Annotated in this window: 15 protein-coding genes; 8 read left to right on the forward strand and 7 right to left on the reverse strand. The window is 35.0% G+C overall.

The window, feature by feature from the left end:
- Window positions 1-26: 26 nt before the first annotated feature.
- The 5 genes from CIGN_RS05075 to CIGN_RS05095 are packed head-to-tail and all read right to left on the reverse strand — an operon-like array spanning window position 27 to window position 5,298.
- Complete coding sequence (locus CIGN_RS05075; protein ID WP_086290943.1) at window positions 27-1,688, reverse strand: lytic transglycosylase domain-containing protein; 1,662 nt, start codon at window positions 1,686-1,688, stop codon at window positions 27-29.
- Window positions 1,666-1,965: a YggT family protein gene (locus tag CIGN_RS05080; RefSeq protein ID WP_086302592.1), complete on the reverse strand. Its 300-nt coding sequence runs from the start codon at window positions 1,963-1,965 to the stop codon at window positions 1,666-1,668. Before CIGN_RS05080 ends, CIGN_RS05075 begins: the two co-directional genes overlap by 23 nt.
- The gene (gltX, locus tag CIGN_RS05085) at window positions 1,962-3,251 is read right to left on the reverse strand and encodes a glutamate--tRNA ligase (protein WP_086302594.1); all 1,290 of its coding nucleotides are present in this window, start codon (window positions 3,249-3,251) and stop codon (window positions 1,962-1,964) included. The genes CIGN_RS05080 and gltX overlap by 4 nt, the downstream gene beginning before the upstream one ends.
- Before the next feature lie 3 nt (window positions 3,252-3,254).
- On the reverse strand, window positions 3,255-3,932 hold the full coding sequence (gene queC, locus CIGN_RS05090; RefSeq protein WP_086302596.1) for a 7-cyano-7-deazaguanine synthase QueC: 678 nt from the start codon (window positions 3,930-3,932) through the stop codon (window positions 3,255-3,257).
- Window positions 3,925-5,298, reverse strand: a complete 1,374-nt coding sequence (locus tag CIGN_RS05095; RefSeq protein WP_086287012.1) for a phosphomannomutase/phosphoglucomutase — start codon at window positions 5,296-5,298, stop codon at window positions 3,925-3,927. Before CIGN_RS05095 ends, queC begins: the two co-directional genes overlap by 8 nt.
- Before the next feature lie 126 nt (window positions 5,299-5,424).
- Between CIGN_RS05095 and thiF the strand changes: the two genes are divergently transcribed.
- From thiF to CIGN_RS05115, 4 genes are all read left to right on the forward strand, one after another.
- Window positions 5,425-6,228, forward strand: a complete 804-nt coding sequence (gene thiF / locus CIGN_RS05100; protein ID WP_086302599.1) for a sulfur carrier protein ThiS adenylyltransferase ThiF — start codon at window positions 5,425-5,427, stop codon at window positions 6,226-6,228.
- Entirely contained in the window at window positions 6,221-6,982 is a 762-nt protein-coding gene (locus CIGN_RS05105; protein WP_086234358.1) for a thiazole synthase, read from the forward strand. Before thiF ends, CIGN_RS05105 begins: the two co-directional genes overlap by 8 nt.
- Window positions 6,983-8,155: a 2-iminoacetate synthase ThiH gene (gene thiH / locus CIGN_RS05110; protein ID WP_086302601.1), complete on the forward strand. Its 1,173-nt coding sequence runs from the start codon at window positions 6,983-6,985 to the stop codon at window positions 8,153-8,155. It begins immediately after the preceding gene.
- A 314-nt stretch (window positions 8,156-8,469) separates the two neighbouring features.
- Window positions 8,470-10,041, forward strand: coding sequence for a flagellin B (locus CIGN_RS05115; protein ID WP_086302603.1), 1,572 nt, complete (start codon window positions 8,470-8,472; stop codon window positions 10,039-10,041).
- A gap of 282 nt (window positions 10,042-10,323) precedes the next feature.
- On the opposite strand, the gene CIGN_RS05120 is transcribed toward CIGN_RS05115, so the two are convergent.
- Together CIGN_RS05120 and CIGN_RS05125 are read right to left on the reverse strand one after the other, a co-directional pair.
- Window positions 10,324-11,496: a UDP-N-acetylglucosamine 4,6-dehydratase gene (locus CIGN_RS05120; protein WP_086301330.1), complete on the reverse strand. Its 1,173-nt coding sequence runs from the start codon at window positions 11,494-11,496 to the stop codon at window positions 10,324-10,326.
- A gap of 224 nt (window positions 11,497-11,720) precedes the next feature.
- Window positions 11,721-13,298 carry a flagellin B gene (locus tag CIGN_RS05125; protein ID WP_086245652.1) on the reverse strand — a complete coding sequence of 526 codons (1,578 nt, stop codon included), beginning with the start codon at window positions 13,296-13,298 and terminating at the stop codon, window positions 11,721-11,723.
- A 235-nt stretch (window positions 13,299-13,533) separates the two neighbouring features.
- On the opposite strand from CIGN_RS05125, the gene CIGN_RS05130 reads away from it, so the two are divergent.
- The 4 genes from CIGN_RS05130 (at window position 13,534) to CIGN_RS05145 (ending at window position 18,278) form a co-directional block, all read left to right on the forward strand.
- The gene (locus CIGN_RS05130) at window positions 13,534-14,751 is read left to right on the forward strand and encodes an ammonium transporter (protein WP_086302604.1); all 1,218 of its coding nucleotides are present in this window, start codon (window positions 13,534-13,536) and stop codon (window positions 14,749-14,751) included.
- Between the two features lie 179 nt (window positions 14,752-14,930).
- Complete coding sequence (locus CIGN_RS05135) at window positions 14,931-16,916, forward strand: type I restriction-modification system subunit M (RefSeq protein ID WP_086302607.1); 1,986 nt, start codon at window positions 14,931-14,933, stop codon at window positions 16,914-16,916.
- Window positions 16,909-17,475, forward strand: coding sequence for a restriction endonuclease subunit S domain-containing protein (locus CIGN_RS05140; protein WP_143297686.1), 567 nt, complete (start codon window positions 16,909-16,911; stop codon window positions 17,473-17,475). The genes CIGN_RS05135 and CIGN_RS05140 overlap by 8 nt, the downstream gene beginning before the upstream one ends.
- Before the next feature lie 134 nt (window positions 17,476-17,609).
- On the forward strand, window positions 17,610-18,278 hold the full coding sequence (locus tag CIGN_RS05145) for a restriction endonuclease subunit S (protein ID WP_086302611.1): 669 nt from the start codon (window positions 17,610-17,612) through the stop codon (window positions 18,276-18,278).
- The last annotated feature ends 32 nt before the right edge of the window (window positions 18,279-18,310 follow it).

The raw sequence follows: 18,310 nt of genomic DNA on the forward strand, positions 1-18,310 counted from the left end.
AAACTAAAAACCAAACAAAGGCAAGCCTAAAAGCTTACCTTTGGCCTAAATCCATCGCTTAACTCAGGGATTAAAACATTGTCAAAAAAGTGCGATATTTTAGTACTTTTACCAAGAGCAGCAAGATATATTATATAATTAGCCAAAACCTTTTTGCCATATATTCTACTCTCAGCATACGGCACCAAATCCATAGACAAAAATGGCTCATATCTACTATACTCGCTTTTACGATTAAATAGATCTCCACGAAGCAACATACGCTTAGTAAAGCCGATTCCACCATTATAAGCGTATGCTATAAATAGCGGATTATATAGATAATTTTCTAAATAATCTAAGTGAAAATTCGCAAATTTATAGGCAATTTCTGGCTTAAACATATCATCAATATCAAATTTATTCATTTCAAGTTTAGCAGCTATATCTTTAGCCAAAAACGGCATAAATTGCATCATCCCAAGAGCGTATGAAGTGGATATCGCACTAGGGACAAACCTACTCTCTTGTCTAGCAAGGGCTAAAATCAGTGCTTGCCGCCTGATATCTTTTGTACCAATGTATTCCATAAATGGCATCGGATAGAAGTGAATTTTATGATTATGCGCTCTTTCCATTATATAGCTATACTCTCCAAGGGTGCTTTGAGTATAAAACCTTGATGCATATGAGATTAGCTCAGAGCTTGGCATTTTAGCTACTTTCTCTCTTGTGCGTTGCCATGTAAATGGGTCGGTATAATCATATTTTAATAACTCTTTTGTAGCTGGCCTTGGTACTGCTATTTTAATCTTTTCACCACTAGTAAATTCTCTAGCATAAAGGCTATAGATATTGATATCAGCACTTTTAGCAATCTGTTCTAAAATATTCTCATCTTTAGTAATTAGATATATCCAAAAATTAGCATTATCTTTATTGCTAGCAAATTTGGATTTTGTAGCAGCTACTTTAAAAAACTCCACTGCCCTACTCTCATTATGCAATAAAATCGCATTTAATCCAAATATAAATGCCATATCGCTATTGAGTAGCTCAGCACTAACTCCTAATAAACTACTACGAAATTTGGCATTTTTTTTATTAATTACAGAGTCTTGAACAATTGATTTAAATTGCCAATGATTTAGGCTATTTGTGATTAATTTTACACTTGGAATGTAGGTATTTAAAAACTCTTCTTTATTTTTAGCGGCTGCGTAGTGTCTAAAATATCCAACCGGATCACCAACTGCTATATAATAAGCTAGTGGGTCTGCTGTATTAAATCCTTGAATATAATTTACAAATTTAGAACCACTAGTTTTTAAGCGTGTTACTAAATCTGCCCTTTGGCTAGGCATTAAAGAGTTTATAAATCCAGCGCTTATAACCATATTTTGACATGTCCAATTAGCAGTATGAATATTGTTAAAATTATATTTAGAACAATCAGCTACTTTCTCTTTTATAGGGCCAATTTTTTTATCAAAAAGCGCTTTAATGCTACCTTGATAGCGAAAAATCTGCCCTTGTAATTTCTTTAGTTGAGCCTTGCTAGCTTTTTTTTCATTAGCAAATCTATATATATAATAATCCTTGACTAGTCCTTTTGGTGCTGTTTTTAAATTCTCATAGCTTGGCACACTAGCCCAAAGCGGTATAACCAAAAAAGTTAAAAATAGACTAAATTTGATAAGCCAACGCACGGATATATCCTAATACAAATCTACTTATAAACTCCAAAGCAAGAAGTATTATAATAGGCGCTATATCGATCCCACCAAAGATCGTTGGAATTCTAAGCTTTCTTATGAGATTATACGCTGGGGCGCTAAGGCGATAAAGTAACTGGACAATAGGATTAAATGGATCTGGTCTTACCCAGCTCACAAGCGCTGCAGCTATGATTATAAATGTATAAGCTCTTATTACTATTTCTAAAATATCAACCACTGATATTATAAAATGGGATAAAATCGTCATTTGGCTACAATCTCCTTAATATCAGATCTTATCAATGGATATAGATCTTTAAGCTCTGGGCCATGCTCAGCGCCCGTTAAAAGCAATCTAAGTGGCATAAATAGCGATTTACCTTTTAAATTTGTCTCATCAGATATCACAATTTTAAGCTCATCAAAGCTATGTGGAATTTGCATATTTAAGATAACTTTTCTTATCTCATCTGCTTCTTTTTGCCATTGTGGTGGGATAATTTTGGCTGAGTTAATAGCGTCAATTTTGGCTATTATTTCAGGGATTAAGCTACTTTCTTGAGTATAGAATCTAGCTAAATCTGGCGAGCTAAACCCAAGCTCAACTAGCCTATCATCACTAGCGAGTTTGATATGCTCTCTATTGATTTGAGCGAGCTTTTCTTCGCTAAATTTAGCTGGCGAGCGTGAAATATTGCTTATATCAAACCAACTAGCAGCCTCTTGAATAGTAAAGATTTCACACGGCGTTTTATTGCCTATTAATATCAGATAATTTGCTATAGCCTCAGGCATATAACCCTTATCCAAAAGATAGCTAACAGAAGAGCTATTATCCCTTTTGCTCATCTTTTTACCATCCATATTTAGGATTATAGGCAAGTGAGCGTAGCTTATCTCTTGAGTATATCCTAGGGCTTCTCTAATCAAATTTTGCTTTGGAGTATTGCTTACATGATCTTCACCCCTAATTATCATAGTTACACCCTCAAGCATATCATCAATCGCACAAGCGAAGTTATATGTAGGAGTTTTATCAGCTCTTAATAGCACAAAGCTATCTATATTTTCAGGCTCAAACACTATCTCGCCTTTAATCTTATCAACAAATTTTTGTGTTGTTTTAGGTGCTTTTAGCCTCAAAGCCGCTGGGCGTGGATTGTTTAAAATCTCTTCATCACTTAAGTTTTCACAACTCCCATCATATCTATATGCTACGCCATTTCTAGCGGCTTCTTCTCTCTTTTTTTCTAGTGTCTCATCATCACAAAAACACAAAAAAGCCTTCTTATCTATTAAAAGCTTAGCCCCAAACTCTTGATGAAATTTAAGATTTTGGCTTTGATAATAAAGAGTATCCCATTTAATCCCAAATTTCTTTAAAATCTCCATTATCTCTTTATCTTTGCCCTCTATATTTCTCTCTTTATCAGTATCTTCTATACGAAGTATGAAGCCACTTTTATCTTGAAGTGAAGATATATAATTTAATATAGCAACTCTTAAATTCCCAATATGCATATCACCTGTTGGCGATGGCGCAAAACGATACATATCTTAATCCTTAAATTTAATTTTTTTATACTCTATAGGGTCGATTTTGCCACTATCTCTAAACCCTTTTAGTCTTAATAGACAGCTATCACACTCCCCACAAGCAGCGTCCCCACTCTCATAGCAACTCCAAGTATTAGCTAGATTCACACCAAGCTCATAGGCCTTAGAGACTATTTGCGATTTTGATAACCCAATTAAAGGTGCTTTAAAGACAAACTCACATCCAGTGCCCAAATTCACCGCTCTATTCATCGCTTTTAAAAACTCAAGCCGACAATCTGGATAGCCACTACTATCAGCCTCTACTAACCCCATATATATAGCCTCGCAATTTCTCACCTGTGCCACACTCGCACCAATAGAGATAAAAATCCCATTTCTAAAGGCAACATAGGTATTTGGTAGCTCCTTATCATTTAGTGAGTTTTTTGGAATTTCAATGCTTTTATCAGTGAGAGAATTCCCACCAACACTAGCTATAAAATCAGCATTAATCACGATTCTATCTACAACCCCTAAATCATCGCAAATTTTATCAAAGCACTCACGCTCTTTTAGCATTGTTCTTTGATGGTAATCAAAATGCAACCCCACAATCTCATAGCCCTCACTCTTAGCGATACTAGCTGCTACTGCACTATCCATACCGCCACTTATAATACACAAAGCCCTACGCATTGATATTAGCCATAATTTTATCTACCAAAGCTATAACGCCATTTTGAATTTCTAGCATATTTTGCTCTGAATTTGCTTCAAATCTAGTTACTATCACAGGAGTTGTATTAGACGCTCTTACTAGTCCCCAGCCATTTTCAAATTTAATTCTCACCCCATCAATATCGATAATATCAACTATCTTTGGTAGCCCATTATTAGCTCTATTTAACTCAATTTTTAAAGCCTCTATAATCTTAAATTTACTCTCATCATCGGCTTTTATCTTCATCTCATCGGTTGAATATAGCTTAGGTAATTTATCTAACTCCCCATCCAAATCAAACCCATTTGCTATTAGCTCAAGCACCCTTATCATCGCATATACCCCATCATCAAAACCAAAAAATCTCTCTTTGAAAAATATATGCCCACTCACTTCAGCCGCCATATCGATATTTAGCTCTTTCATAGCTTTTTTGATATTGCTATGACCGGTTTTGCCCATGAAGCTTTTACCGATTTTATCTATCTCATCATACATATTTTGGCTACATTTGACCTCGCCTAAAACCCTAGGATTTTTCATATTTTTAGCATATAAATAGGCTAAATCATCCCCTTTTATCGTGCGTTTTGGCGTTAAAACCGCTATCCTATCAGCATCCCCATCAAATCCAAACCCAATATCATAGCCATTTTTTAAAGCCTCTTTCAGCTCTTTTATATTCTTCTCTTCACTAGGATCTGGATGGTGATTTGGAAACTCTCCATCAGGCTCTGGGTATAGCACATTAAACTCCAGCCCAAGCGCCTTAGCTATAGGCATTAGAGTTATACCCGCTACGCCATTTCCCGCATCGCAAATAATCTTTGTCTTTAGCCCTTTAAGATGCGAAAATTCCTTAGCATAAAAATCCACATATGAGCTTAAAATATCAAATTTAATAGCACTAAAATTATCTTCAACCACTCCACCACTAGCTATAAATTTATTAACGGCATCTTTTAAAGCTTGTAAATCATCACCAAAATAGCTATCTTTTTTAATCGTAATCTTAAATCCATTATACTCCTTTGGATTATGACTACCAGTTATCATCACATTAGCATCAAATTTATCCGTAAAAACGCTAAAATACCCAACCGGCGTAGGCAACATCCCAATATCATAAATCTCAAGCCCAGCCGCATTAAATCCACTCACTAAATACCCAAATAAATCTCTAGCCGAAACCCTAGCATCATATCCTACGCTTACACTCTTTACTCCACGGCTTTTCATCACATTGCCAAGGCATATTCCTATTGCTTTGACGCTTTGCTCATTTAAATCTTTTTGGTAAATTCCTCTTATATCATACTCTCTAAATATAGAATCAAACATATTTTAGCCTTAAATCAATAATAAGGCTAGAATTTTAGCCAAATTTTTATAATCATTAGTTTAAATTTTATAAATTTTAATACGCATTTAATAGCTATTTTGTCTTTTTTGGCTATAATCACACCTATGAAACAGATAATAGTAAATTCAATCACAAAAAATGTAAATTCCAACACACTTTGCCAGTTGCGAGCTGAGCTTGGCTTTGATGATAGCGTGATTACCATATATAAAGGCTTTGCTACTAATGATGATTTAGAGCTAAGCGATGGTGATAGCGTAGTTTTTATAAACAAAGGTGAGCTTCCGCCAAAAGAGTGCTTAAAAGAGATGATGAGAGCTAGAAATAGCCCTGAGGTAAATATCGCTCTTGATAGTGCTAAAGTCGGTATAGCTGGGCTTGGTGGCCTTGGTAGTAGCGTGGCTATAGCCTTAGCTAGAGTTGGGGTAAGCTCTTTAAAATTAGTCGATTTCGATACCGTAGATCCATCAAATTTAAATCGCCAACAATACTTCATAGATGACCTTGGCAAATACAAAACCCAAGCCCTAGCAGATATAATCGCCAAAATTAATCCATTTGTAAGCGTAGAGATAGAGACCATAAAACTAGATGAAAACAATATAAATTTAGTATTTCAAAACTACGATATAGTCGCCGAATGCTTTGATAATCCTAAAGCCAAAGCTATGCTTATAAACAATCTCAAAAACAAAATTATAGTCGCCGCAAGCGGCATGGCAGGATATGGTAGCAGTGATGATATCAAAACAATCCAAATGGCCAAAAATCTCTATATCTGCGGAGATTTAAAAAGTGCTGCAAGCATAGGAAATGGCCTTATGGCTCCAAGAGTCGGTATCTGTGCTATGAAACAAGCAAATCAAATTTTAGATATTTTAATAAAGCGAGTAAAAGATAATGGATAAACTAAATTTAGGCGGAAGACTATTTGATTCTAGATTTATTATGGGAAGTGGCAAATTTGACCCCGAGCTAATCACCGCTTGTATAGAAGAAGCAAACGCTCAAATCATCACCCTAGCAATCCGCAGAGTAAATAAAGATAGCGATATAAGCATAACCAAATTTATCCCTCAAAATATCACCCTACTACCAAACACAAGTGGCGCTAGAGACGCTAGTGAAGCCCTTAGAATCGCCCGTTTAGGTAGAGAGCTTGGCTGTGGCGATATGATAAAAATAGAAGTAATTAGAGATAGCAAATTCCTACTACCTGATAACTATCAAACATTAAAAGCCGTTGAGCTTTTAGCTAGTGATGGCTTTATCCCACTTGCTTATATGATGCCAGACCTAGTCGCTGCTAGAGATATGGCAAATGCCGGCGCAGCAGCCATCATGCCCTTAGCCGCACCAATTGGGTCAAATAAAGGCCTAAGCAATAAAGATATAATCCAAATTTTAATAGATGAAATAGACCTACCAATCATCGTAGATGCCGGTATCGGCCGCCCTAGCCAAGCGTGTGAGGCTATGGAGATGGGTTGCGCTGCTGTGATGGTAAATACCGCTATTGCCACAGCTGGCGATATAAAAGGCATGGCAAGAGCCTTTAAAAACGCCGTTATAGCCGGTAGAGACGCCTATCTAGCTAAATTTGGTAGAGTTATAAATACCGCTCAAGCTAGCTCGCCACTAACTGGATTTTTAGGACAATAGATGAAATTCATACAAAAAACAGACCCAATGGCTTATCTACCATCGCAAGAACAGATCAAAAGCGATATAATGCTAAGGGTTTTAAATGAACGCCAAAATGTGGATTTTGATAAATTCAGTGCCTTTGATGTCCAAAAAGCCTTGGATAAAGATAATCTAAATTTAACAGACCTCCAAGCCCTTTTAAGCCCAGTAGCTGCTAATTTCCTTGAAGAGATAGTAGCCAAATCCAAAGCCACCAAAGAGCGATATTTCGGTAAAAATATCTATCTTTTTACCCCGCAATACATAGCAAATCACTGCGATAATAACTGCGTTTATTGTGGATTTAAAGTGGGTAATGATATCAAAAGAGCGCAATTAGATGAAAATGATATCATCAAAGAGCTAGAAAATATCGCCAAAACCGGATTAAAAGAGATACTCATCCTAACAGGCGAATCCCAAACCAAAACACCGCTAAATTATATCGCAAACGCTTGTAGATTAACTAAAAAATATTTTGATATAGTTGGTGTTGAAATTTATCCATTAAATAGTGATGAATACGCTATTTTACATGATAACGGCGTGGATTTTGTAACTGTTTTTCAAGAGACTTATAACCCTATAAAATATGGCAAAATTCATCTATACGGCAACAAAAGAGTCTTTCCATATAGATTTAACGCTCAAGAAAGAGCATTAATAGGCGGTATGCGTGGCGTGGCATTTGCGGCACTTCTTGGGATCGATGACTGGCGCAAAGATGCTATGGCAACCGCTCTTCACGCATCCTTAATCCAAGCCAAATACCCTCACGCAGAAATTTCCATCTCCGTCCCACGCCTAAGACCGATTATCAATAACAATAAGATAAACCCACGAGATGTAACCGAACGAGCCTTATTACAAGTGATCGCTGCTTATAGGCTGTTTTTACCATACGCCAATATAACGCTTAGTAGCCGTGAGAGTGCGTATTTTAGAGATCATGCCATAGCTCTTGGCGTCACTAAAGTCTCAGCCGGAGTAAGCGTAGCTATCGGCGAACACGGTGGCAAAGATGATGAAAGCAAGGGTGATGGACAATTTGAAATAAGCGATAATAGAGATGTCAATCAAATGAAAATCGCTATCAAAAATGCTGGTTTAACACCAGTAATGAGTGATTATATATACACAGGAGAATAAAATGAATAACGACCCAGTTTTAGGTGGTAGTCAATGCCCTTTTAGCACAATGACAGCTAAAATTAAAGCAATTTTTAGAAAAATATTTAAACAAGGCTAAATATTTTAGCTTAAACTTTTAACCAATCATTACTAGCTAACCTATTAGCTAGTAATATTTTAAATAATGTCAAGATTGATTTAAATTCTAATAATCTATTAAAATTTATTACAACTTATAAAATATCGTTTATTATAAACTTCTACCAAAACTTTGGAACACCATTTGCTTAGGGCTTTTATAACTTAATAATATTTCTATAAAAGGATTTATAATGGGTTTTAGAATAAATACAAACGTAGCAGCCTTAAATGCGCATGCTAACTCTGTAGTAAATGATAGAGCACTTACTGGCTCTCTTGGTCGCCTTAGCTCAGGTCTTAGAATTCAAACAGCAGCTGATGATGCTTCTGGTATGGCTATTGCTGATAGTCTTCGCTCTCAAGCTAACTCCTTAGGTCAAGCCATATCTAATGGTAATGATGCTGTAGGTATCATCCAAACTGCTGATAAAGCTATGGATGAACAGATTAAAATACTTGATACTATTAAAACTAAAGCTATCCAAGCAGCACAAGATGGTCAAAATGCTGATTCTAGAAGAGCACTTCAAAATGATATTAGCAGACTTCTTGAAGAACTAGATATGATAGCTACTACTACAAGCTTTAATGGCCAACAGTTACTAAATGGAAATTTTTCAAACAAAAACTTCCAAATAGGTGCTTATAGTAATGAAACTGCAAAAGTAAGCATAGGTGCTACAAACTCAAATACTATAGGGCATACTAGGTTTGAGACACTAAATAATGCGGTTTATTCAGTTTATTCTAATATTTCAGCTCAAGATTTTATTGTAAAAATCAGTGGTGTTGATGGATATCCTAATGGCTATACATTCCAAACATTATCTGGAACAATTATTCAAAAAGATGGTTATAAAGCAATAGCTGAAATGATGAATGGTGTAAGCGATAAAACTGGTGTAAGAGTTGAAGTTAATAATACTCAAATATTTAACGATGTGGTTAGTGCTGGTAGTATTAAAAATCTAATGATAAATGGCGTAACTATTGGAAATATTACCGTAAAAGCTAATGATTCTGACAATGTCCTAATTGGAGCAATTAACGCTAAAAAAGATGAAACCGGAGTAGAAGCAAGCCTTGAAAATGGTAGATTAGTATTAGCTGCTAAAGATGGTAGAGCTATAAGAATCGGAGCATTTTCAGGTGCAAGCTTTATGGGTGGTGATACTGCTGGAGCGTCTGCAGGAAGTGATGGTGGTGGTGCTTTATTTTTAGGGACTATGACATTTATTCGCCAAGATGCTAGGGATATTAAAGTTGGAATTAATGGAATATCTCAAATATCTGGATTTACAAATGGCGGTGGAAGTATTACAGCAGTAAGCGTTGCTTCAACTGCATATAATCAAGCTAGTGTAAATTTAAAATATATGAATGCTGGTACAATTGTTTCAGATATGGCTAAAGCAATGGGATTTTTTAGAGGTGGCGAACTTTCTACTGGAACAGCTCAAGCTGGAGGAGTTAACACATATGCAGGCGCTCAAGCTATGGTTGATGTAGCTGAATCAGCTAGAAAAACTCTAGACAAGCTAAGAGCTGACCTAGGTTCAGTACAAAACCAATTAATAGCTACACTAAATAACATCACAGTTACTCAAGTAAATGTAAAATCAGCTGAATCTCAAATAAGAGATGTAGACTTTGCTAGTGAGAGTGCAAACTTCTCTAAATATAACATTCTAGCCCAAAGTGGAAGCTACGCTATGAGTCAAGCAAATGCTGTACAGCAAAATGTCTTAAAGCTGCTACAATAAGTTAGTTTTAGTACTACGCCTAAACACAAGGCGTAGTAATCTTTTATATAAATTTAACTAATCACACTACTAGGGATATTTACAATCCTATCAGCTTTGTGCTATCTCATCAATCCCACAGACCATTCCAATTCACCTATGCTCGATACATATCCAGTATCAATACACTGCCATAGATACTCCATCTCTACCTAGAAGCCTTAGAGAATGTAGAGGAATTTTTTACTATTGTATTCATTTTTGATAAATCTTACTATCTCTTCACATAGTGGTTTGCTATATTTACATTTTTGCATCTAGATATCTCCCTTTTTCTATGTGATTAAACTCAGGTAAAACTTGCATAAATTCCGCCATTATCGCATCTTTATCAAATTTTCCATCTGCTATCATTGATTTTATATTTGCCTCAAATGTATTTAGACCTGCCCCATTTATCACCGGCTCATTCTCTATCACGCCAATACTAGCAAACCGCTCCATATCTAACTGCTCATTATCTGTGTAAAACTCCTCATAATCTTTCTCGCCGGTTGTATCACTACTACCAAATAGGCACGCCCATTGTCCATTTTGCGCTAGTTGAGCAGCCTTTGCTCTAGCCTCATCTTCATTTTTACATATATATGGCTCATAGCCTTTAGAATGTAGATAACGCACAGCTATATCACTGAATTTTATCAAATTTAGCTTCTCATCTAGCTTTGGAAAGAAAATCTCTCTATTTTCTCCAAATATCGCACTTAATAAACATAATTCGCCAGATTCCTTAGGTGTTATAAAATATCTACGAACATCATTTGGTGCTACAATTGGCTGGAGCTTTTTGATTCGTTGTTCAAATCCGTGTAATAAGCTTCCATCGCTAAAGGCGACATTTGCAAATCTAGCCATACTTACTGGTGTTAAATTTGATCTGTAAAATGCAAACATCTCCATAATTCGTTTACTAGCCCCCATCATATTAGCAGGATTGGCTGCTTTATCGCTACTAACAGTGAAATATCTTTTTGAGCGTTTCATCAATTCATCACTATTGAATATATTTGTTTGGATTAGTCGCATTAATGTATATGGATCCTTTTCACTTCTTACATGTTTTAAAGCGCTTAAATTTAGCACATAATCATACTTATTACCATCTATCAACGCTTTAAATATATTTGAACCAGCATCTATAGCATAGGTAGCAAACTCACCTTGTATATAGCCATAACTACTTCTAATATCACGCACTAACTCTACTAAGTTATTTTCACTAATATCAACTACATCAAGACGCATTGGCTCTCTAGCAAATATCTCTTTTACTACCGCTGAGCCGATACTACCAGCGCCACCAACTACTAAAAATTTAGAACTAGAAATACGCTCATTTAATTCATCTTTAAGTCTAGCCATATCACTATCAAATAGCGACTCACTCCTACCTATAAGATTTAAAACATCAATCATTTTATACTCTTTTTTTGATTATATTTTACCAACTTATAGCTGAATTTAGTAAATTTAATACTCTTTTACCTCTGGTTTCCCAGAGGTAAAAAGGACTTGTAAAGTTTAATGAGTTTTAAAAGTGCGAGTTGATTAAATCACTCTACGAACGACCGCACACCGTGAGTAGAGTTAAGAGGCTTTTATCATTGCATAGCAATGAAATGTATATTACTAAAACTAACTTATTGTAGCAGCTTTAAGACATTTTGCTGTACAGCATTTGCCTGACTCATAGCGTAGCTTCCGCTTTGGGCTAGAATGTTATATTTAGAGAAGTTTGCACTCTCACTAGCAAAGTCTACATCACGAATTTGGCTTTCGGCTGATTTTACATTTACTTGAGTAACTGTGATGTTATTTAGCGTAGCTATTAATTGGTTTTGTACTGAACCTAGGTCAGCTCTGATTCTATCTAGAGTTTTTCTAGCTGATTCAGCTACATCAACCATAGCCTGAGCACCACCATAAGTATTTACACCGCCATTTTGGTCTGTCAACTGACCAGCATTAGAGGCTCCACCATCAAAATACCCCATTGCTTTAGCAATAGCTGCACTAATTGTTCCTGAGTTCATATATTTTAAATTTACGCTAGCAGCATTATATGTAGCCGAAGCAGATACTGCCTCACTAATAGGAGCTGCAGACATACCGCTAATAGCAGATAGACCACCTTGCAAGCCAATTTTAATATCTCTAGCATCTTGGCGGATAAATGTTATTTGACCCAATAATAACGCACCACCAGATGTAGAATAAAGAGCGCTTGTACCAGCAGTATATCCACCCATAAAGCTTGCACCAGATAAAATATTTAATCTAATAGCCCTACCATCTTTACTAGCTAAAACTAGTTTTCCATTTTGCAAACTAGCCTCTACTCCGGTTTCATCTTTTTTAGCGTTGATTGCTCCAATTAAAACATTATCGCTATCATTTGTTTTTGTAGTGATATTTCCAATAGTTATACCATTAATAATTAAGCCTTTAATAGAACCAGCTGATATAGTATTGCTAAAGATTTGAGTATTATTAACTTTTGCTCTTACGCCAGTTTTATCACTTACACCATTCATCATATCAGCAATTGCTTTATAGCCTTCAGTTCTAAAAATCTTATAATCAAGTTTTTCAAATTCATAGCCATTAGGATATCCATCAATTCCGCTTAGTTTTACACTAGCACTCACATTAGAAATTGTACTAAATGATGAATATCTTGCATTATTTGTAGTCTCAAACCTAGTATGCCCTATAGTATTTGAGTTTGTAGCACCTATGCTTACTTTTGCAGTTTCATTACTATAAGCACCAATTTGGAAGTTTTTGTTTGAAAAATTTCCATTTAATAGTTGTTGGCCATTAAAGCTTGTAGTAGTAGCTATCATATCTAGTTCTTCAAGAAGTCTGCTAATATCATTTTGAAGTGCTCTTCTAGAATCAGCATTTTGACCATCTTGTGCTGCTTGGATAGCTTTGGTTTTAATAGTATCAAGTATTTTAATCTGTTCATCCATAGCTTTATCAGCAGTTTGAATGATACCTACAGCATCATTAGCGTTAGCAACGGCTTGACCTAGGGAGTTAGCTTGAGAGCGAAGACTATCAGCAATAGCCATACCAGAAGCATCATCAGCTGCTGTTTGAATTCTAAGGCCTGAGCTTAGGCGACCAAGAGAGCCAGTAAGTGCTCTATCATTTACTACAGAGTTAGCATGCGCATTTAAGGCTGCTACATTTGTGTTGATTCTAAAACTCATTATAAGTCCTTTTCTTAAAAAATTAAAAGTTCGATGGGGTATAAGCAATGTGTGTTCCAAAATTTAAAATTTGTCAAAAATTTAAATTTTTATACCCAAATATATGAAAATCAAAATTGAATTTAGAGTAAATTTTAAATTATCTCATAAAATTTATATTAAAAATTTCTTAATTAAGTAAATTTTTATAGAGTTTTTGATATTATGCCAAATATTTTTTAAAAAAGGAGTATAAATGGATGCGATAAACACCCTATTTATAATGCTTTGTTCGCTATTGGTTTTGCTAATGACTCCGTCACTAGCAATGTTTTATTCTGGGCTAGTTCAGGCTAAAAATGCATTAAATACTATAATGAATTGCTTCATAGTCTTTGGATTAGTCTCATTTACTTGGATATTTGTTGGCTTTTCATTAGCTTATGAGGGTGATTACCTTGGTATTATAGGTGATCTTTCGGCTGCTTTTTTAAATGGCGTTAATGGTGTAAATGCTAATGGAGTCCCGCAACTTCTAAATGTGATATTCCAAATGATGTTTGCCCTAATAGCAAGCGCTGTTATCACAGGATCGCTTGTTGGGCGTGTAAAGCTTAGTGTTTTGGCGATATTTTTGATCTTTTGGAGTATTTTGGTCTATGCTATTTTGGCTCATATGATCTGGGATGAGCAAGGATTTTTACTAACTCGTGGTGGGCTGGATTTTGCTGGTGGCGGTGTCGTTCATATCAGTGCGGGGACAGCTGGGTTAATTGGCGTTTTGATGGTGGGCGCTAGAAAAGAGATAGCACATATCAGTGAGCAAGCTCACTCTATACCTTATGCTTTTTTAGGTGGTATTTTGCTATTTATAGGTTGGTTAGGATTTAACTCAGGTAGCGCTGGAAAGGTAGATGAAATCGCCGTAAATGCCTTTATAGTTACTATTATTTCAGCTTCTAGCGGATATATAGCTTGGATATGTATGGAAATTTTAAACAAACAAAAACCTAGTATATTAGGCTCTTTAAGTGGCTTAGTAGCTGGACTTGTAGGTATCACACCAGGTTGCGGATATGTAGGCATAGCAGCTAGTATAATAATCGGTGCTAGCACAGCTATTGTCTGTTTTTGGGGGTTGATAGTTATCAAATACAAACTCAAACTAGATGACTCATTAGACGCCTTTTCACTGCATGGATTTGGCGGTATATGGGGCGCTTTGTGTGTAGGGCTATTTGCTACTAAAGAGATAAATCCTAGTATTGAATTTGAAGGATTATTTGTAAGCTTTAATCCGCATTTGCTTTTAGAGCAGATTATGGGAGTTGTGGTTTGCTTTGGGGTTTCGGCTATTATTAGTTTTGTGATATTTAAGGTTATATCATATTTTACCCCGCTTCGTGTAGATAGTGAGCATGAGAGCCTAGGCCTAGATGCTAGCCTACATGGCGAGAGCGCTTATAAAAGATAAAGTTTAAACTATCTTCATACTATGAAATTCGCAGATTAATGGTATTTAACCCACTAAATCTGCGAAATTAAATTCCAAAATTCCTAAATCAAATTATTTGAGCTATTTTACAATTCTTGTTAATAATATATTAATTTATGTTATAATATTTGACAATAATCAAAATTAAAAGGGCAAAAATGGATATTAGCAAAGAGGTAAATTTTATTTGGAATATAGCTGATAAGCTTCGTGGAGCCTACACCAGTGATAAATATAAAGATGTGATTATCCCTATGGTTATTTTACGCAGATTTGAGTGCGCCTTAGCTGATACCAAAAACAAAGTGCTAGAAAAGTATAATAGCGACAAAAACTGCCCAGCAAAAGTGCTAGAAAGCTTCAGCGGATATAAATTTTACAACACAAGCAAATTTGATCTAAAAGAGCTTAGAAACGACCAAAACAACATAAAAGCAAATTTGAAAAATTATATAGATGGTTTTAGCGACAATATCAAAGAGATATTTGAAAATCTAGAATTCCAAAAACAGATAGACAAAATGAGTAAAGAAAACTGCCTTTTTAGCATCATCAAAGCTTTTAGCGAACTTGACTTAGATCCCAAAATCGTCCCAAATCACACAATGGGCTATATATTTGAAGAACTAATCCGCAAATTTAGCGAAAATGCAGAAGCCGGCGATCACTATACAGGGCGTGATATCATAGCTTTAATGGTGGATATTTTGCTTTTTGGTGTAGATATACAAGGCGATAATAAAGTAATTTCAGTCCTAGACCAAGCTTGCGGAACAGGCGGAATGCTAAGCATAGCAAATGAAAAGCTAAAAGAACAAAACAATAAAGCACAAATTTATCTATACGGCCAAGAGATCAACGGCGAGAGCTACGCTATCTGTAAAGCCGATATACTCATAAAAGGGCAAAATGAAAAAAATATTTTAAAAACAGATACTCTAAAAAACAATGAATTCCCAAATGAAAAATTTGATTTTATCATCGAAAATCCACCATTTGGCACTTCATGGGGTGGAGAAAAAGCAAAAGATGGTGTAGAAGACGCTGTAAAACTAGCCTATGAGAGCAAATCTCGCTTTTTGGCAGGACTACCAGCCAAAAGCGATGCGCAACTTCTCTTTTTACAATCAGCCCTAGAAAAGGTCAAAGATAATGGCAAAATCGCCATCATCCAAAACGGCTCCCCGCTATTTAGCGGCGATACCACCTCAGGCGAGAGTCAAATTCGCCGCTATCTACTAGAAAATGACTATATAGATAGCATTATCGCCTTGCCAACAGAACTTTTTTATAACACTGGAATTGCTACTTATATATGGATACTACGCAAATCCAAACCAAATGAAAGAAAAGGCAAACTAGCACTAATCGACGCTAGTAGCTTCTATATAAAGCTTAGAAAATCAATGGGCAATAAAAGAAACGAGCTAAACGAGCAAAATATAGCACAAATTACCCAAATTTACAAAGATTTTAAAGAGAATGAGTATTGTAAAATCTATAATAATAGCGAATTTATCTATAAAGAATACACCATAATGACCCCACTTCAAAAGAGCTATACCATCACAGATGAGAGCCTAGAAAGCTTGAAATCTGCCTTTTATAATGACACCAAAATAACAGAATTAGAAAACAAAGATGAATTAAACCAAAAAGAGCAAAAAGAGCTAAGCAAACAAAAAGAGGCCAAAGAGCTTGCTAGTGCGATAATAAGCAAATTAAATGACCATAAAGATGGTAAAAAATATCTAAACAAAGATGAATTTATCAGCTTTTTAAAGCAAATTTTAGATATCAAAGATACCAAAACACTAGACAAAATAGCCAAAATATTTAGCCGTGATGACGATGAAGCACAAATTCAAAGAGATAAAAAAGGCGAGATTATCTACGATAAAGATGGCCGTGATAGCGAGATAATCAACATTAACGCTAGCATCGATGAATACATGAAAAGCGAAGTCTTGCCACATTTGCCACTAGCAAAAGCCTTTGATGAGGGCAAAATCGGCGCCGAAATTCCATTTACTCGCTACTTCTACAAATACCAAAACCCTAAAAGCACTGATGAGATAAAACTAGAATTTAAAAACCTAGAAAAAGAAGCAATTGAGCTTGAAAGTGGTATTTTTGATGAGTAAGCAAAATATGGAATTCAAAGATAGTGGGATCCCTTGGATAGGTCAAATCCCAAAACATTGGGAAGTAACAAAAATAAAATATTGCCTTAAAGAAAATTTCGGTGGTTGCTGGGGAGATGATTTAGAAAACGAACAAATTTCTCAAAATAGTCGCCTTTGTATTAGAGTTGCTGATTTTGACTTTGACAAACAAAAAGTTAAGCAAACAGCAGATACTTTTAGAAATTACACAAAATCACAAATTTTATCTACAAAATTACAAGATGGAGATTTAATTATTGAAAAATCAGGTGGCGGTGATAAAATGCCTGTTGGTAGAAGTGTTGTTTTTGAGCAAAATTTATTTGGTGCGAAAGAAGTTCTTTTTGCGAATTTTTGTCAATGTTTTCGTCCTTTAAATATTAACAATAAATTTTTTGCTCACGCAATGAAAGCTTTTTATCAAAATAATAATATGCGATTTTTTTTCAATCAAACTACTGGAATTCAAAATTTAAGTATTTTTAATATTCTAAATGCTTTTTTACCTTATCCCCTACTCAATGAGCAAAAAAAATAGCTGAATTTCTAGATAAAAAATGCGAAATAATTGACAAAAGATTAAGCAATTTAGAGAGAAAAATTAAGAGCTTAAAAGAGTATAAAAAATCACTCATAAGCGAGTGTGTAACCAAAGGGCTAAATCCTAAAAATATGGAATTCAAAGATAGTGGGATCCCTTGGATAGGTCAAATTCCAAAACATTGGGAAATTTCAAAAATAAAATATTATTTTAATTTTTCATCAGGTCTTAATATCACAAAAGAAAATTTAATTGAAAGCGGAATTCCGGTTATAAGTTATGGTCAAATTCACTCAAAAGAAAATACAGGAACTTTTATTAAAGATAGCTTTTTTAGATTTATTTCGCAAGACTATTTAAAGAATAAGAAATCTCTTGTAAATAAAGGCAATTTTATTTTTGCTGATACGAGCGAAGATTTAGATGGTGCTGGAAATTCTGTATTTGTAGATTTAGATTTAACCATGTTTGCTGGATATCATACTATTATTTTAAAAAATAAATGTAATTTTGAATTTTCTAAGTTTTTGTCTTATTTATTTCAAACTGATTTATGGCGTTCGCAAATTCGTTTGGCTGTAAGTGGCGTAAAAGTTTTTAGTATAACAAAAAAAATACTTGCTAATTGTGAAATTCTAGTCCCCCCACTCAATGAGCAAAAAGAGATAGCAGAATTTTTGGATAAAAAGTGCGAAAAAATAGATAGATTAAATGAGAATTACACCAAGCAGATTGCCGCACTAAAAGAGTATAAAAAATCCCTAATCTACGAGTGCGTAACGGGCAAAAAAGAGATTTAAATTTGATGGAATTAGAAATTTAAAGGACAAAA

This window comes from Campylobacter devanensis, assembly GCF_002139915.1.
Taxonomy (GTDB): domain Bacteria; phylum Campylobacterota; class Campylobacteria; order Campylobacterales; family Campylobacteraceae; genus Campylobacter; species Campylobacter devanensis.